Here is a 23,001-nt window from a genome sequence, read left to right on the forward strand (position 1 = left end):
ATCCCAAGGTGGAATCTATGGTTTGAGCTAAAAGAGCATCAAATTGCTCCATAATCGAAAAAATTCCCCCAAAAGGAGTGAGTTTCTCTGATTTAATTTGTATCTTTGCATGTCATATTAGAGTTTTGCTTGTCTTCTTTTCGCAACACTAAGGTAAGTGAAAATTCTGACATGGCAAAATCCTGGGCAACTTTTTGTTGCTCAGGCACTTATAAATAATGTTAAACTATAGTGTTGCGGAATTAAGGGTATAAAAAGAATTGCACCGTAGCAAGAAGCGAACTGCGATATCTGAGATGCCTGCATGTGGATAAGGACGGCAGAAACATCGTAGGTGAAATGGTGGTAAACAAGGCGATAGCGGCAGATGTGCTCGATATTCTCAAAAAGCTATATAAGGCAAAATATCCGATAGAGCGAATGAGGCTTATCGACTACTGGGATGCCGATGACGAGAGGGCGATGAGGGACAACAACTCCTCCAGCTTCAATTTCCGATTCATCTCACATACCAAGACCGTCTCGAAGCATGGCAAGGGACTTGCCGTTGACATCAATACCCTATACAATCCCTATCATAAGCATTTGAAGAATGGCAAGGAAGTGGTAGAGCCAGCTACGGCACGACCTTATCTCGACCGTAGCAAGCACCATACTTACATGATCAGAAAGGGCGATTTATGCTACCGGCTCTTCAAGGAGAAAGGGTTCCGATGGGGTGGCGACTGGAAAAATAGCAAGGATTACCAGCACTTCGAGAAATAAGAACAGAAGAAGGCTATGCTGTTGTTGCTTGAGATTCTGCAACAAATAGCATAGCCTTTATTGTCTAACTGCACTCAATTACCTAACTGTACCAAACAGAATTATAATCTCTGCGGTCATCTTCCTCATTATAGAGGTTCTCATACTCTAGGTTCATAGCCTCGAATTTTTCCTGTGTCTGTTTCATGATAGCCCCTCCTATTACTTTAAGTCAATAAATTCGTTTCTATCTTTTGTATATGCAAAAATAGCAAAAAAATGAATCGATGCTGTCAACTATTCAGAAAACTTTTGTATTTTTGCACCAGAAAGCCATATTTGGCAACATTAAGAACAATTAGAATAAAGAATATGAAGATACTGCATACATTTCGACTCAATCGGGTAAAGTGGCGCCACTGGTTATTGCTGGTACTGCTCCTCCTCGTTACTCTTGCCAAAATGATTCCTCTATGGGGATTCATCTACACCACCCGTATCTATCCGATTATCGGCACACTCCTCTCTCCCATCTCAGGATTTTTTCCTTTTGCCGTAGGCGATATTTTCATCGCTCTCAGCATTGCCTGGGTTATCTTCTATCCCATCTATGAGATAGGATTGAGAAAGAAGCTTGCCAGGCGATACTTCTTCCTGGCAGCGAAGAGAGGCTGTTATCCCAAGAAGAAGGTTGTATTCGGAAGAGTGGCAGAATACCTGCTTTGGGTATATGCCTGGTTCTACATCGCCTGGGGATTAAACTACTCCCAGCCGAATATCTATGACAGAATAGGAATGAAGCCGGTGGAAGTAAGCGAAGCTAAATTCAAGGCATTCGCCTATCAATATGCCGACAGCCTCAACGCTTTAAGCATTTCTTCTGATATTGCCGGGAGTAGCATTTTCTCTGATAGCATCGCAGATGATGGTTTGAAAAATCGGGTGCGGGATGCGATTCTGAAGGAATATAATAAAATAGGTTATAAGGAGGGTATCAATGCACCTTTCAATCAGCATCCTCATGCCAAGACGATGCTATTCACACCCCTCAGTTCGATGTCGGGCGTTACCGGAAGCATGGGGCCTTTCTTCTGTGAGTTCACGCTTAATGGAGATATTCTTCCCCACGATTATCCTGCCACCTATGCCCACGAGTTTGCTCACTTTCTGGGTGTAGCCAACGAGGGTGAGGCGAATTTCTACAGTTACATCGTGTGCACAGTATCGGCAGATAAGCTGGTGAGGTTCAGCGGCTATTACCACATTTTCTTCCACGTACTGAACAATGTTTTCGATATTCTCGGCGAAAAGGAGGGAGAAAGATTCCTGAAACATATCCGTCCCGAGATTATCCAGCGGGCAAGAAACGACCGCCGTTACTGGTTCAGCAAGCGATGCAAGGCATTGGATGCCGCCCAGGATTTCATCTTCGAACTCTACCTCAGGGGCAACCATGTGGCAGAAGGCAGGAAGAGCTATTCAGGCGTCATCGGCTTGATTCTGGCTTGGGAAGAAAAAAAGAATACTCAAGGAAAAGATGAGCAAGGCAGGAAATAAAAAAAAAGCGGTTGATGCAATCTCTGCACCAACCGCCATTCGCATATATCTGATATTATAGAAAGTAATTTTTTAAACTAACATCGTATTTCGCAAGAAATTCTCTATAGGAGAACTACTTATTCTGCATTGGCTGTCCCTGAAATCTTCCAGGTTTTGGTTTACCTGCGTGATTGCCCCTCTTGCGCGGACCTTTCTGAGCAAATCGTTTTCTCATCTGTCGCTCTATCTCATAAACCCGCTGAATCTGCTGCTGTGTCAGGAACTGAGAATACTTCTTGTAGTATTTCTGGCGGATGTTGAGAATCTTCTCGCTCATCTCAAAACGCTGCTTAATCTCCTGCTCTGTCTGAGCATCGGATTTCATTTCCCCCTTCTTGTGATGAGGACGAGGTCCTAATGCCCAAACCTCTTTCTGGAACTGGGTATAGGTGTCGATAAATTTAGAACTGGTCTTGTCATCAAGACCCAAATCGTGAGCAATATATTGTGCCTGCTTTTCAGCCAACTGTTCACGAGAGAGGCGCTGCTTCTGATTAGGCGCCTGTGCACATACACTTGTAGAAACGGTCATCATTGCGACAACCATCATCAAAATACCTAAAATCTTTTTCATAATTCACCTTAATTTATATATTATAGAATCTATTAATTATATTCTTGAATCCGTTTATTCATCAAGAAAGACATCCTCCTGATAAACATTGAGCAAATAAGCCTGATCAGCAGGAGATAACTGAGCGAAAGCCTGATCTACCGCTTGCATCTCATTATCTGCCTGAGATGGCAGAGAAGAATGAGGCGCAGCGAAATCGATGTGGAGTATCAGGAGTACTGCCACCGATGCTGCCACTGCCATTGCAGCCGCCCATATCACCTTCATCAGAGGTCGTTTCTTCGGCTGTATCCTGACAGGTTTCGGTTTGTCATCCTTCACCTGTTCCAGGATATTGGCTTCCATCTCCTTGAAGAATCCTTCTGGCGTTGAGTAAGGCATCCGCTTACCCACCTGGTCGAAGTTGAATTTCCCGGTTTTATTGAAATCAAAATTTGTATCCATATTCTTTTCCATTTTGAATAACCATTAAAAACTCACAGAACTCTCACTTAATCGTTCGAATTCATGTACTTGATAATTTTCTCTTTGGCAAAATGATAGCTTGCCTTGATACTGGTTGGTGTAGAATCCGCAACCTTCGCTATTTCGTCGAACCCGAGTTCATCGTAATACCGAAGGTTGAATGCCAGCTGTTGCTTTGGCGGAAGCGAGAGAATCGCCTTCTGCAGTTTCACCGCCATCTTATCATCGAAGTCGATATAATTATCGGCTGGGACGAGATTGACACCCGTTGATTCTGATTCTATCGAAACCACTTTCTGTTTCCGTTTGCTGATGAGTCGCAAAGCCTCATTGGTAGCGATGCGGTAAATCCAGCTTCTCAGAGAGCAATCGCCCCGATAGTTGCCGAACGAGCGATAGATTCTCACGAAGGTTTCCTGCGAGGCATCCTGTGCATCATCGTGCGAAACTACCAGTCGGCGGATATGCCAATATACGTTTTCCTGATATTTCGCCATCAGCATCCGGAATCCGTTTTCAGGCGATTGCTTCAGCGTTTCCACTATGCCATTGTCATTTATACTCATATTCGTTTATTTTCATGAACGTTACGATTATATGACCATTCTAAATGGGAAAAGTAAAAAGGCGGGATATATTTTTTTCGATACCAGCTTAATTTTTACTCCTCTTTTCTCTTTTAATATCATAGAGAAGAGAAAAAATGGAACTATTCCTCCGGTTTCTCAAAGAAAAAGTATATATTTGCAATCGAATTGCGGATATCAAAAAGATATATCGATATGAAGAAAGAAAAGAATTTAGAAAGTTTATCGGATGATGAGATTCTGCAGGGCTTCAAGGATGCCAATGCCAGAATAGTAAGGGAGTATTACTACGGATACTGCCGGGTGGCTTATTGCATCTACGACAAGCGATATGACCTGCAGCACAAGCCAGGCATGGACTTCTTCTCGCTGGCTCACGAATACTATCTCTATCTCTGCGAACACGACTTCAAGCCTTTGGAAGACAGGAAGCCAAGCATGTCGCTCAAAACATGGATGGTAAACGGCTTCCGGTTCCTGCTGCTGGATAAGTTAAAGGAGGTGGTGAAGGAGCATCGCTTCGAGAGTTTCGAGGCGCGACAGGAAAGCCGCAAGATGCAGTTTGACGTGACCGACAACCAGTTTGAGCACGATCTTTACCAGACGATAGAAGATATCGGCAATTTCTATTATGGCAGAGACAGCAAGAACAGCATCATCCTGAAGATGCTCTATATAGAGGGATTCAGGGGCAAGGACGTAGCCGCACAGTTGGGCATGTCCCATTCAGCCGTCACCCAGCGTTGTCAGAAGATGATGCACGATGTGGTGATTCCTTATTTCAAGAGATACTTCGACGCATCGGAATACGGAAGCTATCTGTCGTTCGCAGAGGAAGACACATCTGTTTCAAGTACTCCTAAGATGTCGATGCCGAGCATGAGTTCTATGCCGAGAATGATGGCAGAATGCATGTGCTGCGAGGAAGCGGCAGATAATGGCAATAACATATTTAATAATAAGAATAATATGGAAGATATGAAGAAGGGAAGAATCACTCCTAGCTGGATTGATTCATTAAAAGAGAACGAGATTTTTGTGTTTGGTAGCAATCTGGCTGGCATGCATGGTGGTGGAGCTGCCCGCATTGCCCGCCTGCATTTCGGTGCCGTCATGGGCAAGGGTGTAGGCTTGCAGGGCCAGAGTTACGCCATCCCTACAATGCAGGGCGGCGTGGAAACCATCCGTCCATACGTGGAGGAATTCATTATCTTTGCCCATCAGCATCCCGAGCTACATTTCCTGGTAACCCCAATAGGTTGCGGCATCGCCGGCTTCGAAGCCGAAGACATCGCCCCATTGTTCAAGAGCGCAAAGAAGATGAAGAACATCAGCTTGCCGGAGAGTTTCTGGGAGGTGATAGAGTAATTTTCTGAAGAAAGAGTGAAATATAGGTTTTGAAAGAAAAAGGAAAAGATCATGCAGAACTTGAAAAAAACTTTAGAATCATTTTCCTTGAGTGAGGATACACGGAGAAAAATTCTGAACGAAGACCACCCATTCGGAAATCAGGGCACCCCATTCATCCCTTCTGAATTCAAGGAAATCGCTCAGATAGCTTTAGCCGGTCACTTCCTGGTAAGTACTGGTATCCAACAGGTAACAGTACAACCCACGTGTGTGGAGTTCTACTATCACGAAGAGGCCGAGGGTGGCATCAAAGACCCCATCGTATATCATCGCAACCCCAAGAATGGTTCTCCCAAGAGCATCTTCAAGTTGGGCATCCTGCACAACCATGTTTCAGGAATCGACATCACGTTCGAGAAAGGCACCCATCCAGAAGATGCCATCAGGGCATCCCTGCTGATACGTGAGTTTTCTGTAGATGGAAATCCACCCGACAGTCGTTCCACCTTATTATATGATATGCTTTATTCGCAAGCCTCCATCTTTGATGGCTTCTCCATCAAATGGGTTGATGGAGAAGAAAAGGTAGAGGTAGAAGCTGATGTGCGCAAGAACGTGGCGAAATATGATGAAAACGGGCAGAAGATGCAAGCAAAAGAGCATCAGGAACTTCTCGACAAAGGGTTCACCCTGACAAAAGACAAGAAGCATATCCAAGACCCACGGCCATGGCAATTTAAAAAGATACAGATATGATAGTAGATAAAGATACGAATCAGGTATTCGTTTCAGAATGGCTTCCAAAGGTTCATCCCGCATTCTTCAGCCATTTTTCGGAGTTACTGAAGAATGCCCACATCAATATGGCTCTGTTATCAAACACAGCCGATATCTGGTGTCGTGACTATATGCCGATTCAACTAGCCGAAGAGGATTTCCTGCAGTATCAGTATTATCCCGATTATCTCACAAAGAAAGAATCAGACAAGCAATATATCACGGATACTAAGAGCGTTTGCAATGCTTTGAAACTACCCAATATCCAAACCACCGATTTGATAATAGATGGCGGAAATGTGGTTAAAGCCCATGATTGCATCATTATGACAGAGAAAGTTTTTCATGAAAACGCTCAATATCCTCAAGCTGAAGTATTAAATGAGTTGGAGAATCTATTTCATTGTGAGGTCATCATGCTTCCATGGGATAAATATGAGAAATATGGGCATGCTGATGGAATAGTGAAACCAATAGACGAGTCACATCTTCTAATGACCAACTATGCTGATTACGACCAGGAACTTGCAGAAGAATTCGAGCGACGGCTTGGCACCCGTTTTCGGATAGAGAAGCTACATTATCATGTGCAGCGAGCAGATAAGCGAAATTGGGCATACATCAACTTCCTGCAAGTTGGCAACAACATCGTTCTGCCAGCTATCAATACAGAAGAGGATGAGCAAGCTATGGAGCAAATAAAAACATACTATCCATCATGTAATATCTACCAGTTGGATAGTGAAGAGATCATTAAACAAGGCGGAGCCTTGAATTGTATAACTTGGAATATTAAAAAATAATTATTATGGAGCACCAGCATAATCCTGTGTCAAGCATAGATATTATTCTAAACTGGATTTACTGGTGCGTCCAAAAATCCTATTCTTCATTATCTATCGCCAGAAAACAAAAAGCTATGTTTCCACTGCTTCAAGAACCAGTTCTACATCTTCTAGTCCATTATCAATGAAATCCACCCTTATATTCCCGATTAGATATTTGGCATATTTATTATCCTTATACTGTTCAAGGAAAAGAACCATATCTTTGGCTGTTCGTTTCAATCCCCAACTGCCCCAATCAAGTTGCTTACACAACGGATTGTCCACCAAGTCCCAGTAGATTACATTGCCTCCCTCCAAATATTCATACGGAACGTTCTTTCCATAAAGCAACGTAGGCATATAGCCATTCCAATTGCCTTCTTTGTCAAAATCAAATGCCTTGTCATGTGCAAGACCAATATAAACATCCTTATACATACAAATAATATTAATTCGTAACTATACACATATAACAAATGTATTGCCTAGTGATAAACTGTATGACACTTAACATTTTGTTTGGCGCAATTCGCACAGCAATTATTGCCATCATTTATAAAACTAGGACATTTATGAGATGGTACGTTCTTTATTTCTCCTCAAAATAACTACCCGCTTCCATCTTGCAATCCATCGCACGGCATCTGTTGTAGCGCTCTCGGGCTCTGTTTTCTCTTGCAAACATCGCCTTGGTGCCAGCCTCATCTTCCGAGAACTGAAGGTGGTTGTCGATACCCATATCCTGAGCGATGTTCTCCACATCAAGATCATCGGTGCCGATGAAGGTAAAGGTCCAGTTCTGCTTCTTCAGCTTCTCTATGAGGTTCTTGATCATCTTCAGATCATACTCCTCGCTGCAGTTCTCCTCACCATCCGTAATGATGGTTACCAGCACGCTGTCATCCTCGGTGGTCAGGGCGTTGATCTTGGCGATACCCATACCGATGGCATCATAAAGAGGGGTTCCGCCACATGGGTTGTAATCCCTGGATTTCAAAGGGTTGGCATGGCTGGCAGACACATTATCATAAAACAGCTTCTTGTGGGTGCTGTCGAAGGTGATGAGCGTTACACGCTGCTCCATATTCTGATGCGTCTTCTGCATTTTCTGAATCGTGGTCAGGGTCTCGTTGATGCCCACCAGTGCCTGGTGCTCAATGATGCTCATGCTGCCACTCTCATCTACTACCAAAAGATTGAATACTCGTTTCGTAACTTGTTTCTCCTATTTATTTTAATTGTTCAACATAATTTTATAAGCAAGAAGAACTATTCCCTGCTTCTATTTATCCCTTTAAAGAAAGAATAGAGGGAAAAATTAAGAAAAGGTACAAAAAAATTTGCTTGTATCGTTATTTTTTGTAATTTTGCAGAAAATAAGGAATAAGCGTATGAACAATATGAAATATCCGATAGGCATACAGAGCTTTGAGAAAATCATCACAGAAGGATATCTTTATATAGATAAGACTCAGATGATTTATGATATGGTAGAAAATGGCAAGATTTACTTTCTGAGTCGTCCCAGACGATTTGGAAAGTCACTCCTCGTTTCTACACTTGAATGCTATTTCCAAGGAAGAAAAGAACTGTTCAAGGGCCTAGCCATTGATAATTTGGAAACCGACTGGAAGCAATATGCGGTATTCCACCTTGACTTCAACGGCAAGGATTTCACACAAGCAGGTCAGCTGGAGAAGACGCTGATTGATTTCGTTGAATCGCAGGAAGCCATCTACGGCAAAGCTCCCTTTGCTTCCACCCTCGGTGACAGATTCATTGGCGTTCTGAGAAATGCCCACGAAAAAACAGGACTTCGCGCCGTTGTCCTTATTGATGAATACGACAAGCCTCTGCTAGACGTATTGGATTCTACACTGAAAACAACCGATGCAGATGGCAACGAGCGACGGTTGGAAGATAGGCATCGGGAAATTCTGAAAGGTTTCTACAGTGTATTCAAGGCTGCCGATAAAGACCTGCAATTCGTTCTGCTTACAGGAGTTACCAAATTTTCGCAAGTAAGCGTATTCAGCGGTTTCAACCAACCCGAAGACATCAGCCTTTCTGCCCACTTCGATACGCTTCTCGGCATCACTGAAGACGAGTTGCGCTCTACCTTTTCACAGCAAATCGCAGAAATGGCTGAGGAATATGATGTTTCAAAGGAAGAAATACTGATAAAACTGAAACGCCAGTTTGACGGCTACCATTTCAGTCGCAGGATGCGAGGCGTATATAATCCTTTCAGCATCTTGCGTGCCTTCAAGGAAATGCTCATCGACGACTATTGGTTCCAAACGGGTTCACCCAGCTATCTGGTTCGCCTGCTAGCTCATAGCGATGAAAACATCAACGAACTGGTGGGAAAATATTATCCTACCAAGGATTTCGACGACTATAAGGCAACCATAGAACGCCCTTTGCCAATGATATATCAAAGCGGATATCTGACCATCAAGGGTTGGTCAAGGAATACCAATTCCTATCTGTTGGATTTTCCGAACGATGAAGTGAGAAGGGGATTCATCAGTTTGCTGGCAGCAGATTATCTGAAGCCAAAGGTTTCACCTGACTCCTGGGTTCTACAGGTAATCGAAGCTTTGGGAAAGGGAGAATGCGAAAAGTTGCATCAACTGATGGTTTCTTTCTTCGCCAGTATCCCTTATTCACAGCGAAGAAAAGATGATGAACGTGAGAAGGAGCGTTATTTCCAATATACGTTCTATCTGGTATTGAGGATGATCAGCTCCTATACCATCTTCATTGAAAAAGAACAGAGCGAAGGAAGAGTAGATTGCATCATAGAAACTCCTCTATACATATATATATTTGAGTTTAAGAGGGATGGAAGCGCAAGAGAAGCGCTCCTGCAAATCGATGATATGGGATATGCCCGGGAATATTTATCTGATAAGAGAAAGATATTCAAAATAGGATGCAGTTTCTCATCAAAAACAGGAACAATAGATGATTGGGGAGAGAACTGACTCTCTCCCCAATCGCATTTTACAAATTAGGTCAGTTCATATATTTATATAAGGAGATGAAAGAAATATTGATAGTAAGCATCGGCAGCTTCTTCGGGGGCGGCATGAGATATTGGATTTCAAAGATGGTGCAATCCTGCACGGTGATTGCCTTTCCGTTCGGAACCATGGCGGTGAATGTGGCGGGATGCCTCATCATCGGGTTTCTCTCGGGATTGAACTGGAGAGAAGGGGGAGGGATGTCGCCATCTGCCAAACTGCTGCTCACCACGGGCTTCTGCGGAGGATTCACCACCTTCTCTACCTTCATGAACGAGGGGGCGGGATTGATGAAGGAGGAAAACTACCTCTATATGATGCTCTATCTCTTCGGAAGTCTAGCACTGGGACTTATCGCCGTACTCGCCGGCCATTATCTGGCGAAAATTATCGCATAAAATACAGAAGAGAACAGAAAGAAGAACCCGGATTATCGCATAAAATACAGAAGATAGGATTCCATCAGATGAAGAAATGATGAAAATTCTATCTTTTTTATTATTTTATATTTTCAAAATGCCTTAATTACGAAATTTATTCGTAAATTTGCAGAAAATAATCTGCACTCGACAATTTGAAAGCAAGCTTTCATTGTACTCGTTTGCTTAATTTTTGCACCAATGAATACATTAGATACAAACAATATAAAATGGAGCGAGAATGTAATCATCGCTGACGCCGATTATATCGACCGAGTGGCTTTCGACCTGATAGTCAACTTCGAACGAATGATCAACCGACGCATCCAGCCAGCAGACATGGCACAATGGGCAGTCTGCATTGCCCTTGACGGAGGTCTGAGAGAGGGCGAGCACGAGACACAAGTTGTGCTTATCCACGACAAGCAGTCGATGGCGATGAAGAACTTCCGCCCTTCTAACTACGAGAAAGACCTGAACGCACATGCTTTCAAGGATGATAAGCTGGGAGAATTCTTCATCTCTTCATATCCTACAGAGGAGAAGATGGTGGGAAAGGATCAATTCCTCGTAGAAGCGGCACGCATCGTATGCAACGCCAAGGAGGTGAAAAGGGTGATGGTGATTCCGAACTCAGAAGATGGAGATGCCTACGACCAGCTGAGAGATATGCTGAGAAAGGTGGAGGATGACGACAAGCGCATCACCCTCTTCGCCATGCAACCCATGCCGGGAGGAAACTTCCGACAGGAGATTCTGGGTTATTCACTCATGAATGCCTTGGGTATTTCTGCAAATGAAATAAAATAAACACAAAAATAACAAACATAAAAAAACAAGATTATAAATGAGTAGAGTACTTATGATTGGCGCTGGTGGCGTGGCTACCGTGGCTGCCTTCAAGATCGTCCAGAACCAGGACGTTTTCACCGAGTTTATGATTGCTAGCCGTCGCAAGGAAAAGTGCGATAAGCTGGTTAAGGATATCCATGCCAAGGGCTACAAGATGGATATTCAGACAGCTGAGGTGGATGCCGACGACGTTGAGCAGTTGAAGGCTCTTTTTAATAGCTATAAGCCTGAGCTTGTCATCAACCTTGCTTTGCCTTACCAGGATCTCACCATCATGGATGCCTGTCTGACTTGCGGTTGCAACTATATGGATACCGCTAACTATGAGCCAAAGGACGAGGCTCACTTCGAGTACTCTTGGCAGTGGGCTTATAAGGATAAGTTCGAGCAGGCAGGTCTCTGCGCTATCCTCGGCTGCGGTTTCGACCCAGGTGTTTCCGGCATCTTCACCGCATACGCTGCCAAGCATCACTTCGATGAGATTGAGGTGCTCGACATCGTGGATTGCAACGCCGGAAACCATCACAAGGCTTTCGCTACCAACTTCAACCCAGAAATCAATATCCGCGAGATTACCCAGAAGGGACTCTGGTATAAGGATGGAGAATGGATTGAAACCGACCCTCTGTCTATCCACAAGCCTCTCACCTACCCTAACATCGGCCCTCGCGAGAGCTATCTGATGCATCACGAGGAGTTGGAGAGCCTGGTGAAGAACTACCCTACCATCAAGGAGGCACGTTTCTGGATGACCTTCGGTCAGCAGTATCTCACCTACCTCGACTGCATCCAGAACCTCGGTATGAGCCGCATCGACGAAATCGAGTACGAAGCTCCATTGGCAGATGGTTCAGGCAAGACAGCCAAGGTGAAGATTGTTCCATTGCAGTTCCTCAAAGCAGTATTGCCTAACCCACAGGATCTCGGCGAGAACTATGATGGCGAAACATCTATCGGTTGCCGCATCCGTGGCAAGAAGGATGGCAAGGAACGTACCTACTACGTATATAACAACTGCAAGCACCAGGAGGCTTACAACGAGACAGGCATGCAGGGCGTAAGCTACACCACCGGTGTGCCAGCCATGATTGGTGCGATGATGTTCCTCAAGGGCATCTGGAAGAAGCCAGGCGTATGGAACGTAGAGGAGTTCGACCCAGACCCATTCATGGAGCAGTTGAACAAGCAGGGATTGCCATGGCACGAGGTGTTTGATGGCGACTTGGAGATTGATTAAACTTTAAACATAAAAAAATATGGCAAAAGAGATAGAAGAGGGCAAACTGACCCCCAACGAGGGAAAACTGAAAGCCCTCCAGGCAGCCATGGCGAAGATTGAGAAAGACTTCGGCAAGGGCTCTATCATGAAACTCGGCGATGAGCACGTCGAGAATATCGAGGTAATTCCTACGGGCAGTATCGCTCTCGACAATGCATTGGGCGTAGGCGGTTATCCTAGGGGACGTATCATCGAGATCTATGGTCCTGAATCTTCTGGTAAGACTACATTGGCCATCCATGCCATCGCAGAGGCTCAGAAGGCTGGTGGTATTGCTGCCTTTATCGATGCCGAGCATGCTTTCGACCGCTTCTATGCTGCCAAGTTGGGCGTGGATGTGGATAACCTGTGGATTTCACAGCCAGACAATGGTGAGCAGGCATTGCAGATTGCCGATCAGCTGATTAGCTCAGCTGCCGTAGATATCGTGGTAGTTGACTCTGTAGCTGCCCTGACACCTAAGAAGGAAATCGAGGGCGACATGGGCGATAACGTGGTAGGTCTTCAGGCACGATTGATGAGCCAGGCACTCCGCAAGCTCACTTCTACCATCAGCAAGACCAATACTACCTGCATCTTCATCAACCAGTTGCGCGAGAAGATCGGTGTGATGTTCGGCAACCCTGAGACAACTACCGGTGGTAACGCCTTGAAGTTCTATGCATCAGTGCGTCTGGACATCCGCAAGGCAACAGCCATCAAGGACGGCGAGGATGTGGTAGGTAATCTGGTTCGCGTGAAGGTAGTGAAGAACAAGGTGGCTCCTCCTTTCCGCAAGGCGGAGTTCGACATCATGTTCGGCGAAGGTATCAGCCGTGCCGGCGAGGTATTCGGTTTGGCAGTAGCCAACGGCATCATCGACAAGAGCGGCAGCTGGTACAGCTACGGCGGTTCAAAGCTCGGACAGGGTGCAGATGCCTGCAAGGCATTGCTCAAGGATAATCCTGAGCTTCTCGACGAGCTGGAGGCAAAGGTTCGTGAAGCACTCGCTGCCAAGGATCAGAAATAAAACTCAGATGAAATAAAACTCAGATAAGGTAGATTACACCTTATTATATATAGGGACATTATCTGGAAGAAAGAGTTCTCTATAAACGAAATAGGAATCAAGATATGAGGAATGCGACATTTTATCGCTTCTTTTATCTTGATTCCTTTTATTTTGTCAGTACCTGGCTGACAGCTTGTCAGCCATAATCAGCAAAACACAGAAAAAAACAGCCAAATCCTGCAAAAAATTCCCTTGGCACGCGCTTTGTTTGTCAGGAAGCGTGAACGCTGAGTTCAGGAGGTTCCCGACAGATGCATATCTTCGGCAGACTTCCCCGAAGGCGGCGATTCATGAGATAAATAACATATTAATAACGAAAAAATAAAAAAAAGATATAATCATGGGAAAAGTAATTGGAATTGACTTGGGTACCACAAACAGTTGTGTTGCCGTTTTCGAAGGTAGCGAACCAGTTGTAATCGCTAACAGTGAAGGTAAGCGTACTACTCCATCAGTAGTAGGTTTCGTTAAGGATGGTGACCGCAAGGTAGGTGATCCTGCTAAGCGTCAGGCCATCACAAACCCTAAGAACACTGTATATTCTATCAAGCGTTTCATGGGTGAGACATACGCTCAGAGCCAGAAGGAAGCTGAGGCAATGCCTTATACAGTAGTAAACGAGGGTGGTTATCCACGTGTTGAAATCGAGGGTCGCAAATATACTCCACAGGAGATTTCTGCAATGGTTCTCCAGAAGATGAAGAAGACTGCAGAGGATTATCTCGGACAGGAGGTTACAGATGCAGTAATCACAGTTCCTGCTTACTTCTCTGACTCTCAGCGTCAGGCAACTAAGGAGGCTGGTCAGATTGCAGGTTTGAACGTTCAGCGTATCGTAAATGAGCCTACAGCTGCAGCTTTGGCTTACGGTGTTGACAAGGCTAACAAGGATATGAAGATTGCCGTATTCGACTTGGGTGGTGGTACATTCGATATCTCTATCCTGGAGTTCGGTGGCGGCGTATTCGAGGTACTTTCTACCAATGGTGATACTCACCTGGGTGGTGATGACTTCGACCAGGTAATCATCAACTGGTTGGCTGATGGCTTCAAGGCTGAGGAAGGCGTAGATCTCCGCAAGGACCCTATGGCTATGCAGCGTTTGAAGGAAGCAGCTGAGAAGGCTAAGATTGAGTTGTCTAGCTCTACATCTACAGAAATCAACTTGCCTTACATCACAGCCGTTGACGGTATGCCAAAGCACTTGGTTAAGACTTTGACCCGTGCACAGTTCGAGCAGTTGGCTCACAACCTGATTCAGGCTTGCTTGGTACCTTGCCAGAATGCCGTTCGTGACGCTAAGCTCTCTACATCAGATATCGACGAGGTTATCCTGGTTGGTGGTTCAAGCCGTATCCCAGCCGTTCAGACACTCGTTAAGAACTACTTCGGCAAGGAGCCTTCTAAGGGTGTTAACCCAGATGAGGTTGTTGCAGTAGGTGCAGCTATCCAGGGTGCCATCCTGAACAAGGAAGAGGGTGTTGGCGACATCGTATTGCTTGATGTTACTCCATTGACTCTTGGTATCGAGACCATGGGTGGTGTAATGACCAAGCTCATCGAGGCTAACTCTACCATCCCTTGCAAGAAGAGCGAGGTATTCTCTACAGCTGCTGATAACCAGACAGAGGTTACCATCCACGTATTGCAGGGTGAGCGCCCAATGGCAGCTCAGAACAAGAGCATCGGCCAGTTCAACCTTACAGGTATCGCTCCAGCTCGTCGTGGTGTTCCTCAGATTGAGGTTACCTTCGATATCGATGCCAACGGTATCTTGAACGTATCAGCTAAGGATAAGGCTACAGGTAAGGAGCAGAGCATCCGCATCGAGGCTTCATCTGGCTTGAGCGAGGACGAGATCAACCGCATGAAGGCTGAGGCAGAGCAGAACGCTGCTGCTGATAAGGCTGAGCGCGAGAAGATTGACAAGATGAACCAGGCAGACAGCATGATCTTCACCACCGAGAACTTCCTGAAAGATAACGGTGATAAGATTCCTGCAGACAAGAAGCCAGGCATCGAGCAGGCATTGCAGCAGTTGAAGGATGCTCACAAGGCAGGTGACGTTGCAGCCATCGATTCAGCCATCAACAACTTGAACACCGTAATGCAGGCTGCTTCTCAGCAGATGTACCAGGGCGGTCAGCAGGCAGGTCCTCAGGGTGCACAGGGCGGTCAGCAAGCACAGGGTGCTAACGATGGCGCTCAGGATGTTCAGGATGCAGACTTCGAGGAAGTTAAGTAATATAACACACTCGTAACTTAATAGGAATAAGGCGTGCAAAGCTCAGAAATGAGTTTTGCACGCTTTTTTTGTGTCCTACAGAAAGAGAGTGGAAGTTTTTTGGCGGCTTTATGATTTTTTATAGATTCATTTGTCGCTAATTCGCTGGAAATATGTATATTTGCAAGTTATGAAAGCTAGAAGCTGTATTAAGAAAGGGTAAAATAATAAAAGAAGGAAAGGAAACAGGATATGGCAAAGAAAAGACCGCAGGTAGCTCTGGTTTATGATTTTGACGGGACATTATCTCCCGGCAATATGCAGGAGTTCGGATTCATCCAGGCAACCGGAAAGACGAAGGAGGAATTCTGGGATAAAAACCGGAAGCTTGCCGTGGGCAAGGATGCCAACGGTATCCTCACCTATATGTACATGATGCTGGATGAAGCAAAGAAGAACCATATCTCACTCACCCGCGAATCCTTCCAGAGCTTCGGCAGGAATGTGGAACTCTTCCGTGGCGTGAAGCAATGGTTCTCGTTCATCAACGAATACGGTGCAAGCATCGGATTAGAGATCAAGCACTACATCAACTCCTCGGGATTGAAGGAGATGATAGAGGGCACACCCATCGCCCACGAATTCGAGAACATCTATGCCTGCTCGTTTCTCTATAATGAGGATGGCATCGCCTACTGGCCAGCCGTAGCCGTGGATTATACCACGAAGACGCAGTTTCTCTTCAAGATCAACAAGGGCATCCGACAGGTGAGCGACAACAGCAAGGTGAACCAGTATATTCCTGATAACAAGCGCCCCATCCCTTTCGCGCGAATGATCTATTTCGGGGATGGAGAAACCGATGTGCCCTGCATGAAGATGGTGAAGGAGCACGGCGGCCATTCCATTGCCGTATATGATACGCCCCAGAAGGAGGCAATGGCTTGCCAGCTGGTGAAGGAGGGACGAGTGAACTTCATGTGCACGGCAAACTACAGCAAGGGAAGCGTGATGAACATCATCGTGAAGCGAATTCTGGATAAGATCAAGGCGGATTTCGAATTCGACAGATTGATAGAGGTGAACCAGAAGAAGGCGTGGAAGTGATGAGGGATGGCGGCTTGACTAGAGGAAGGAGGACAGGCAATGGATTTTGCTGAAACGCTGAAAGAAGAAAAAGAAGAAAGAAATATAAAATACATCAATAAATAATTAATGGGAAGAAACAAATACTCAGCAGGAGAAATCAAGGAAATAGGAAAGTTGCTGCGCCTGAAGAATGCCGGCAACCGTTTGCAACAGAAATTGATACGCCACGACCTCGCGTGGACTATGAATTCAACATCTCTGACTTCAATGAGCCGGGCAAGGCTTTCGGCGAGGAGGAACTGCAGGATGCCATCAAGCGTGGTGCTATCCAGATTCTCGACGATGCCACCATCGAAGCCATGAAGGCGAAACGTGCAAGAGACAAGGCACGTGATGAGGCAGAGAAGCAGAAGGATGCCATCGCCAGCGGTGAGCAAACCGACTGGCAGGAGGCAATGAAGCAGTGGAACGAATGGGAAAGTTCTAAAGAAAAATAAATGTTAGAATCGAATTCCGAAGGAAATTCCGAGATAATGAATTCCGAAAGAAATTCCGAGGATTTATTGAATTATAAATAAGATAGAAACAAAAAAGAAATATGGCTAAAGTATTGATCAAGACTTCAGAGGGCGACATCAAGGTGCGCCTCTATGACGAGACTCCTCAGCATCGTGACAACTTCCTGAAGTTGGCAAAGGAGGGATATTTCGATGGCACACTCTTCCACCGTGTCATCAAGGATTTCATGATTCAGGGCGGTGACCCGGATAGCAAGGGTGCTCCTAAGGGCAAGATGCTGGGCACGGGCGGACCTGACTACACCATCCCTGCCGAGTTTGTTTATCCACAGCTCTTCCACAAGCGTGGTGTCTTGAGTGCTGCCCGTTTGGGCGATGAGGTGAACTCAGAGCGTGAGAGCAGCGGAAGCCAATTCTATATCGTTTGGGGAAAGACCTACAAGCAGAACGAGCTGAAGCAGATGGAGAAGCAGATGGGTATGCAGATGGAGCAGAACATCTTCAACCAGCTTGCCAAGGAGCACCATGATGAGATTATGAACTTCCGCCGCAACCGCGACCGAGAGGGCTTGATGAAGCTTCAGGATGAGCTGGTGGATGAAACCAAGAAGCGCTGCAAGGAGCAGGGTTACCCTAAGTTTACCGAGGAGCAGCAGAAGGCTTACACCGAGGTGGGCGGCACCCCATTCCTCGACAACCAGTACACCGTTTTCGGCGAGGTAGAGGAAGGCCTTGACGTAGTAGAGAAGATTCAGAACTGCGAAACCATGCGCGGAGATAGACCTAAGGAGGATATCAGCATGGAGATTTCCATTATAGAGGAGTAAAGGCTTTAAGTAGCTTCAACAAGATGACCGTATGGTATGACGGTTTGACCACTCCTACCGATTTCGCCACTGGTTTCCCAATCCACGAGGAGGATACGGAGATGAAGACCTTCGCCAAGGATTACGTAAGCTATGCCGAATGGCAGATTCGCATCAAGGATTACTTGGATGCCCGAAAGATGCCACTAAAAATTGAGATTAGATAGAAAATCTATAAGTGAAACTCCGAAACTCTTACGCTGAAGGTGTTTCGACAAAAGTATAAAATAAAGGAGTGAGCTTCATCCCAGAGAGCTCACTCCTTTTTAAGTATTAACCAAAAACTAACCTATATTAAACCTAATACTAAATAAACCTAAAAACCAAAAAACTTAAATCTGCTGCAAAATTACGCATATTTCCTTTATGATACAAGTCTATGGGGGCAAAAGGTGGATTTTCTGCCAAGCAGAAAGCAGCATATTCACTGACTATCAATACATTTAGCATTACCATTCAAATACAGAAAGTGGAACAAGATGAAGAGAGACAAAGAGAGAATTACCAAATAAAGTGAGAACACAGAGCGATAATTAGCACTCCAAGGCTTCCACTTTTTACAGCACACTATTTATAGACAGTTGCCTCATATTCAACCAATTAGAAACAACTTAAAGCAACACAATCCACCATTCCATCACATAGGCTATGAGAAACGAAAAACAATCTATACCTTTGTGACAAGAAATCAAAACAATAGCATTATCAACTTCTAAACGAATAACAACAACATGAAAAGAAGAAACTATCTCATGGCACTATTTATGCTGACTATCGGGACGGCAAATGCCAGCAACTTTGTAACCATCAAGGGCGAGAACCTGATGGATGCCAACGGCAAGAAGCTATACATCGTGGGCACCAATCTGGGCAACTGGCTTAACCCCGAGGGCTACATGTTTGACTTCAAGAAGACCAACTGCGAGTGGATGATCAACGACATGGTCTGCGAGTTGGCAGGTCCCGACTTTGCCCGTGAGTTTTGGCAGGCATTCAAGGACAATTACATCACCGAAGCCGACATCGCTTACATCAAGCAGACGGGAGCCAACACCATCCGATTGCCTTTCAATTACAAACTCTTCACCCGTGAGGATTACATGGGAAAAAATGATGAGACTGAAGGATTCAAGCAGATGGACAAGGTGATAGATTGGTGCCGCAAATACGACCTACACCTCATTCTGGATATGCACGATTGCCCTGGCGGTCAAACAGGCGACAACATCGACAATGGTCATGGATACCCATGGCTCTTCGAGAGCGAGTCTAGTCAGCAGCTATTCTGCCAGATATGGCAAAAGATAGCCAGCCGCTACAAGGACGAGCCCGTTATCTTGGGCTATGAACTGATGAACGAGCCTATCGCCACCATGTTTAGCGACTCCTTGCGAGCAGCCCTCAATGCCAAGTTGGAGCCCCTCTATAAGCGAGCTACCAAGGCTATCAGAGAGGTAGACCAGAACCACATCATCCTGCTGGGCGGTGCACAATGGAACGGCAACTTCGAGCCTTTCAGCGACTGGAAGTTTGACAATAAGATTATGTACACCTGCCATCGTTATGGAGGAGAGCCTACCAAGGCAGCCATACAGAGCATCATCGACTTCCGCGACAAGATCAAATTGCCAATGTACATGGGCGAGATAGGTCACAATACCGACCAGTGGCAAGCCGACTTCTGTGCCACCATGAAGAAAGCCAACATCGGCTACACCTTCTGGCCTTACAAGAAGATAGATGGCAGTTGCATGATGGGCATCAAGAAACCAGCCGACTGGGATAGCACCATCGTGAAGTTTGCCGAGGCAGACCGCAGCAGCTTTGATGCCATCCGCAAGGCTCGCCCAGACCAAGAAAAGGGCAAGAAACTCCTGATGCAGTTCGTGGAGAATGCCAAGAAAGAGAATTGTATCCCACAGAAAGGCTATATCAAGTCAATGGGACTAAAGGCTGAATAAGCAGATTTCTAGAAAGACAAAGGCTGAATAAGCCCATATATATTTCTAACTAACTTTTCATCAACTACAAAATCCCCGAAGCTCTTGTGAAAGAACTCCGGGGATTATTATTGTTTCTCCTAGGGAGATTGTCGCTTCTCCCAAAAATCATGATTATTTCTTCTGGAATACTCTGACGTAATCCACTTCCATTGTAGCAGGGAGAGCAGTCTCATCCACTCCATTCATGCCGCCCCAACTACCGCCCCAGGCAAGATTGAGAATCACATAGAATGGCTTGTTGAATGGCCATGTAGCTACATTGCCCTTGCCATCATTATCGAATGAGAGCAACTTCACGCCATCCACGTATGTGGTGATATGATCCTCCGCCCACTCCAGGCGATAGACATGGAATCCATCCTCCGCGCCCTCGGTTAGACGCTCAGCTGTCTTCTGGGTATTCATCACATGATTATACGATTCAGTGTGGAGCGAAGAAGAAGTGCGATTAGGGTTCACACCCACCTCTTCCATGATGTCTATCTCACCACACTTAGGCCATGGATTGGCACCGAAGTCATTATTGCAAGGCATCATCCAGAAGGCAGGCCATGTGCCTTTACCTTTAGGCAATTTGATGCGAGCTTCGAAGATACCGTAAAGCCAGCCCTGGGTTTCGTGAGCATATACGCGCCCCGAATAAATCTTGCCGTCGCTGCCCTTGAAACAGTTGATGTAAAGCCGGTTATCAGCAATTTCTGTTACGCGTTTGCCATCAGCAGAGCCATTCACATAGTTCTGAAGTTCATTGTTCACCCAGCCCGACTTCTGCACCTCATGACGCCAGTCGGTACTATTCAACTCTGAGCCTTCATTAAACTCATCATTCCAGACCAGTCTGTAACCTTCCGGAATCACCATTTCGCCCCCTTCAATAGGAGTAACCTGTTTTCCTGCCTGATGCACTGGCACCGATACCTTCTTATTCTCTAATGAAATCTCGACACTTCCGTCAAGAGCTACAGACGATTTATTCTCTTCCACATCTACAGTTACCATACCCATAGCTTTGTTATTACCACTGGCACTCACTTTAAACCAAGGGTATACATTTGTCGTAGGACCTTCTCCAGGGAAGGATGCTCTCGCCTCCCAACCTCCTTCAGAAGCCACTACCATGATTTTATAAGTACCGCCTTTGGCAGGAACATCGATGCTCGTAGGAGAGCAGGCTATCGTTATCTCTCCATTGACGTCAGACGAACTACTGCTGCAAGAAAGCAGCATGAACGAAAGGAGGAAGGAAAATATTTTCAAGAATTTCATGTCATTTAAAATTTAGAAAGGGGGCCACTCCTACTTATTCATAGGAGCAGTCCCTGTATAATTCTATATAAACCTATAAAACCTAAAGCCTATTTCACAATCAAAACGATATCACTAATGGTAATCTCTGTATCAACAGGCGCACCAGCGAAGTCCATAACAAGCTTCACTTTCTCCATATCACCTGCCTTACTACCTTGGATAGTCGCATTGTCATAACGAACCACATATTCACCATTAACGTTCTGATACATATCAGCAAACAAATAGCTGTCATCATTACCTGTGTCACACAACTTAAATGTTGCTAAAGGCAACTTAGCTGTAGTAGTAACCTTGCAAGAGAAATCCACCTTCTGGCCCATCTTAATAGATATAGGAGCCTCTGTTAATGCCCACTGTGCATGCCATTGTTCAGCTGGAGTTTCAACTGGGATAACAATTGTATGCTTACTGCCCTTATGGGTGATAACCGGAGAACAATCTATAGCTCCCCAACCTGCATCGCCAAACCAATTGGTATTTACAAACGATTGAGCCTCATCCACAGCCTTCCAAAGGTTGCCCGCTGTATTGTAGTCGAATGGCACCTTCAATTCTACAGGAACCACAGTACCATCATCGTTGGCATGATCTTTCAATACCAGGCTCTCTATCATGATTTCATCGCCAGCTTTGTTGCCACCAAAATCGAAGACAATCTTCAAGTTTGAGATGTCCACACCGTCGAGGTCAGAGCCGAAGAGACATTTTGGTTCACCTGCTTCCAACTTTATGTCTTTATCCATCAAGATAGCATCATCATCGTCTGTTTGGCAGAGCTTAACCTTCACACCACCATGTCCCAAGTTTGATGTCAAGATGACAGAGAAATCGTAGTGCTTGTCGGCAGAAGTAGAGATACCTAAGTTGGTGAAAGGAACCTGAGCTTGCCAACGATCGGTAGTTGCCTCAGGGAGCTTCAATGTATAGCATCCCTTGCTGTAGCTACAAACCGGGTCAGCAATTTGGCTCCATCCTGGAGCATAATAGCCAGCAGAAGGTTTTTCAGGGAAGGTAATTTTCTTGAAGAGATTAAACTCACTATCCTCTACGAAACCTGCGAAGCCATTCATCTTGGTTTTCTCCACCGTGAATTGCTTCTTCACAGACTCCTTACTGATACCATTGCGATTCTTCACAAAGCACTCCACATCATAAGTACCCTTCTTGCGATAATACTTGCTCAATGTATAGTCTGAAGAATAAGCACCATCAATTACCCAAATTGGGGTGATGCCCTCTGTTGAGTTAAAACTGAAATTAGCTGTATTGATGTCTTGATCAACACTGATATTGAAGTTGTCAGCATAATCAGCAATGTTAGGCAATTCGCCATTGGCACCTCTAAAATCTTCTGGGGAGCATGCTCCTAGCAGAAAGGCTGCCAGGAATGCAAATGCTGAATGACATAATATCTTTTTCATAATCGTTACCATTTTA

At 45.3% G+C, this 23,001-nt stretch carries 22 protein-coding genes and 1 pseudogene; 16 read left to right on the forward strand and 7 right to left on the reverse strand.

Features of this window, described 5'->3' with window-relative positions; all coding sequences use genetic code 11:
- Positions 1-306 precede the first annotated feature (306 nt).
- Positions 307-765, forward strand: a complete 459-nt coding sequence (locus tag DW830_RS08780) for a M15 family metallopeptidase (protein WP_233544455.1) — start codon at positions 307-309, stop codon at positions 763-765.
- A 351-nt stretch (positions 766-1,116) separates the two neighbouring features.
- Positions 1,117-2,301, forward strand: coding sequence for a DUF3810 domain-containing protein (locus tag DW830_RS08785; RefSeq protein WP_119249603.1), 1,185 nt, complete (start codon positions 1,117-1,119; stop codon positions 2,299-2,301).
- A 115-nt stretch (positions 2,302-2,416) separates the two neighbouring features.
- On the opposite strand, the gene DW830_RS08790 is transcribed toward DW830_RS08785, so the two are convergent.
- The 3 genes from DW830_RS08790 to DW830_RS08800 are packed head-to-tail and all read right to left on the reverse strand — an operon-like array spanning position 2,417 to position 3,948.
- Positions 2,417-2,917, reverse strand: coding sequence for a hypothetical protein (locus tag DW830_RS08790; RefSeq protein WP_199656093.1), 501 nt, complete (start codon positions 2,915-2,917; stop codon positions 2,417-2,419).
- Positions 2,918-2,971: 54 nt separating this feature from the next.
- Positions 2,972-3,361 carry a hypothetical protein gene (locus DW830_RS08795; protein WP_147487241.1) on the reverse strand — a complete coding sequence of 130 codons (390 nt, stop codon included), beginning with the start codon at positions 3,359-3,361 and terminating at the stop codon, positions 2,972-2,974.
- 47 nt (positions 3,362-3,408) lie between these two features.
- Positions 3,409-3,948 carry an RNA polymerase sigma factor gene (locus DW830_RS08800; protein WP_119249605.1) on the reverse strand — a complete coding sequence of 180 codons (540 nt, stop codon included), beginning with the start codon at positions 3,946-3,948 and terminating at the stop codon, positions 3,409-3,411.
- A 999-nt stretch (positions 3,949-4,947) separates the two neighbouring features.
- Here DW830_RS08800 and DW830_RS08810 point away from each other — a divergent pair.
- The 3 genes from DW830_RS08810 (at position 4,948) to DW830_RS16545 (ending at position 6,899) form a co-directional block, all read left to right on the forward strand.
- A complete protein-coding gene (locus DW830_RS08810; RefSeq protein WP_119249637.1) occupies positions 4,948-5,337 on the forward strand; it encodes a hypothetical protein in 390 nt (129 codons plus the stop codon).
- A gap of 87 nt (positions 5,338-5,424) precedes the next feature.
- Complete coding sequence (locus tag DW830_RS16540; protein ID WP_233544456.1) at positions 5,425-6,075, forward strand: hypothetical protein; 651 nt, start codon at positions 5,425-5,427, stop codon at positions 6,073-6,075.
- The gene (locus DW830_RS16545) at positions 6,072-6,899 is read left to right on the forward strand and encodes an agmatine deiminase family protein (protein WP_233544457.1); all 828 of its coding nucleotides are present in this window, start codon (positions 6,072-6,074) and stop codon (positions 6,897-6,899) included. The genes DW830_RS16540 and DW830_RS16545 overlap by 4 nt, the downstream gene beginning before the upstream one ends.
- Positions 6,900-7,013: 114 nt before the next feature.
- Here the strand turns inward: DW830_RS16545 and DW830_RS08820 are convergent, their stop codons facing one another.
- Both DW830_RS08820 and DW830_RS08825 read right to left on the reverse strand, forming a co-directional pair.
- Positions 7,014-7,361, reverse strand: a complete 348-nt coding sequence (locus DW830_RS08820) for a hypothetical protein (RefSeq protein WP_119249607.1) — start codon at positions 7,359-7,361, stop codon at positions 7,014-7,016.
- Positions 7,362-7,512: 151 nt separating this feature from the next.
- Positions 7,513-8,115 carry a vWA domain-containing protein gene (locus DW830_RS08825; protein ID WP_233544458.1) on the reverse strand — a complete coding sequence of 201 codons (603 nt, stop codon included), beginning with the start codon at positions 8,113-8,115 and terminating at the stop codon, positions 7,513-7,515.
- 208 nt (positions 8,116-8,323) lie between these two features.
- Here DW830_RS08825 and DW830_RS08830 point away from each other — a divergent pair, with 208 nt between their 5' ends.
- The 11 genes and pseudogenes from DW830_RS08830 (at position 8,324) to DW830_RS08880 (ending at position 20,211) form a co-directional block, all read left to right on the forward strand.
- The gene (locus DW830_RS08830; RefSeq protein WP_119249639.1) at positions 8,324-9,913 is read left to right on the forward strand and encodes an ATP-binding protein; all 1,590 of its coding nucleotides are present in this window, start codon (positions 8,324-8,326) and stop codon (positions 9,911-9,913) included.
- 56 nt (positions 9,914-9,969) lie between these two features.
- Positions 9,970-10,350 (forward strand): fluoride efflux transporter CrcB, encoded by a 381-nt coding sequence (crcB, locus tag DW830_RS08835; RefSeq protein WP_119249608.1) that lies wholly within the window; start codon positions 9,970-9,972, stop codon positions 10,348-10,350.
- Positions 10,351-10,572: 222 nt separating this feature from the next.
- Positions 10,573-11,181 (forward strand): DUF6621 family protein, encoded by a 609-nt coding sequence (locus DW830_RS08840; RefSeq protein ID WP_119249609.1) that lies wholly within the window; start codon positions 10,573-10,575, stop codon positions 11,179-11,181.
- A gap of 37 nt (positions 11,182-11,218) precedes the next feature.
- Positions 11,219-12,460, forward strand: a complete 1,242-nt coding sequence (locus DW830_RS08845) for a saccharopine dehydrogenase family protein (RefSeq protein WP_119249610.1) — start codon at positions 11,219-11,221, stop codon at positions 12,458-12,460.
- 19 nt (positions 12,461-12,479) lie between these two features.
- Positions 12,480-13,511 (forward strand): recombinase RecA, encoded by a 1,032-nt coding sequence (gene recA, locus DW830_RS08850; protein WP_089544943.1) that lies wholly within the window; start codon positions 12,480-12,482, stop codon positions 13,509-13,511.
- A gap of 382 nt (positions 13,512-13,893) precedes the next feature.
- On the forward strand, positions 13,894-15,798 hold the full coding sequence (dnaK, locus tag DW830_RS08855) for a molecular chaperone DnaK (protein ID WP_119249611.1): 1,905 nt from the start codon (positions 13,894-13,896) through the stop codon (positions 15,796-15,798).
- A 231-nt stretch (positions 15,799-16,029) separates the two neighbouring features.
- Positions 16,030-16,884 (forward strand): HAD family hydrolase, encoded by an 855-nt coding sequence (locus tag DW830_RS08860; RefSeq protein WP_119249612.1) that lies wholly within the window; start codon positions 16,030-16,032, stop codon positions 16,882-16,884.
- A gap of 108 nt (positions 16,885-16,992) precedes the next feature.
- Positions 16,993-17,363: pseudogene (locus DW830_RS08865) on the forward strand (hypothetical protein).
- Between the two features lie 101 nt (positions 17,364-17,464).
- Positions 17,465-18,211 (forward strand): peptidylprolyl isomerase, encoded by a 747-nt coding sequence (locus tag DW830_RS08870; RefSeq protein ID WP_119249613.1) that lies wholly within the window; start codon positions 17,465-17,467, stop codon positions 18,209-18,211.
- A 23-nt stretch (positions 18,212-18,234) separates the two neighbouring features.
- Positions 18,235-18,417, forward strand: coding sequence for a hypothetical protein (locus DW830_RS08875; protein ID WP_119249614.1), 183 nt, complete (start codon positions 18,235-18,237; stop codon positions 18,415-18,417).
- Between the two features lie 585 nt (positions 18,418-19,002).
- Complete coding sequence (locus DW830_RS08880) at positions 19,003-20,211, forward strand: glycoside hydrolase family 5 protein (protein ID WP_233544459.1); 1,209 nt, start codon at positions 19,003-19,005, stop codon at positions 20,209-20,211.
- A 153-nt stretch (positions 20,212-20,364) separates the two neighbouring features.
- On the opposite strand, the gene DW830_RS08885 is transcribed toward DW830_RS08880, so the two are convergent.
- Together DW830_RS08885 and DW830_RS08890 are read right to left on the reverse strand one after the other, a co-directional pair.
- Complete coding sequence (locus DW830_RS08885) at positions 20,365-21,519, reverse strand: family 16 glycosylhydrolase (RefSeq protein ID WP_119249616.1); 1,155 nt, start codon at positions 21,517-21,519, stop codon at positions 20,365-20,367.
- A gap of 89 nt (positions 21,520-21,608) precedes the next feature.
- Positions 21,609-22,985 (reverse strand): hypothetical protein, encoded by a 1,377-nt coding sequence (locus tag DW830_RS08890; protein WP_119249617.1) that lies wholly within the window; start codon positions 22,983-22,985, stop codon positions 21,609-21,611.
- Positions 22,986-23,001: the final 16 nt, after the last annotated feature.

Source organism: Prevotella sp. AM34-19LB (assembly GCF_003468525.1).
Classification (GTDB): domain Bacteria; phylum Bacteroidota; class Bacteroidia; order Bacteroidales; family Bacteroidaceae; genus Prevotella.

Bases quoted from the DNA above. Each gene is read 5' to 3' on its own strand.
- DW830_RS08785 (WP_119249603.1), top strand. From the start codon at position 1,117: ATGAAGATACTGCATACATTTCGACTCAATCGGGTAAAGTGGCGCCAC.
- DW830_RS08790 (WP_199656093.1), bottom strand. From the start codon at position 2,917: ATGAAAAAGATTTTAGGTATTTTGATGATGGTTGTCGCAATGATGACC.
- DW830_RS08795 (WP_147487241.1), bottom strand. From the start codon at position 3,361: ATGGATACAAATTTTGATTTCAATAAAACCGGGAAATTCAACTTCGAC.
- DW830_RS08800 (WP_119249605.1), bottom strand. From the start codon at position 3,948: ATGAGTATAAATGACAATGGCATAGTGGAAACGCTGAAGCAATCGCCT.
- DW830_RS08810 (WP_119249637.1), top strand. From the start codon at position 4,948: ATGAAGAAGGGAAGAATCACTCCTAGCTGGATTGATTCATTAAAAGAG.
- DW830_RS16545 (WP_233544457.1), top strand. From the start codon at position 6,072: ATGATAGTAGATAAAGATACGAATCAGGTATTCGTTTCAGAATGGCTT.
- DW830_RS08820 (WP_119249607.1), bottom strand. From the start codon at position 7,361: ATGTATAAGGATGTTTATATTGGTCTTGCACATGACAAGGCATTTGAT.
- DW830_RS08830 (WP_119249639.1), top strand. From the start codon at position 8,324: ATGAAATATCCGATAGGCATACAGAGCTTTGAGAAAATCATCACAGAA.
- crcB (WP_119249608.1), top strand. From the start codon at position 9,970: ATGAAAGAAATATTGATAGTAAGCATCGGCAGCTTCTTCGGGGGCGGC.
- DW830_RS08840 (WP_119249609.1), top strand. From the start codon at position 10,573: ATGAATACATTAGATACAAACAATATAAAATGGAGCGAGAATGTAATC.
- DW830_RS08845 (WP_119249610.1), top strand. From the start codon at position 11,219: ATGAGTAGAGTACTTATGATTGGCGCTGGTGGCGTGGCTACCGTGGCT.
- recA (WP_089544943.1), top strand. From the start codon at position 12,480: ATGGCAAAAGAGATAGAAGAGGGCAAACTGACCCCCAACGAGGGAAAA.
- dnaK (WP_119249611.1), top strand. From the start codon at position 13,894: ATGGGAAAAGTAATTGGAATTGACTTGGGTACCACAAACAGTTGTGTT.
- DW830_RS08860 (WP_119249612.1), top strand. From the start codon at position 16,030: ATGGCAAAGAAAAGACCGCAGGTAGCTCTGGTTTATGATTTTGACGGG.
- DW830_RS08870 (WP_119249613.1), top strand. From the start codon at position 17,465: ATGGCTAAAGTATTGATCAAGACTTCAGAGGGCGACATCAAGGTGCGC.
- DW830_RS08875 (WP_119249614.1), top strand. From the start codon at position 18,235: ATGACCGTATGGTATGACGGTTTGACCACTCCTACCGATTTCGCCACT.
- DW830_RS08880 (WP_233544459.1), top strand. From the start codon at position 19,003: ATGGCACTATTTATGCTGACTATCGGGACGGCAAATGCCAGCAACTTT.
- DW830_RS08885 (WP_119249616.1), bottom strand. From the start codon at position 21,519: ATGAAATTCTTGAAAATATTTTCCTTCCTCCTTTCGTTCATGCTGCTT.
- DW830_RS08890 (WP_119249617.1), bottom strand. From the start codon at position 22,985: ATGAAAAAGATATTATGTCATTCAGCATTTGCATTCCTGGCAGCCTTT.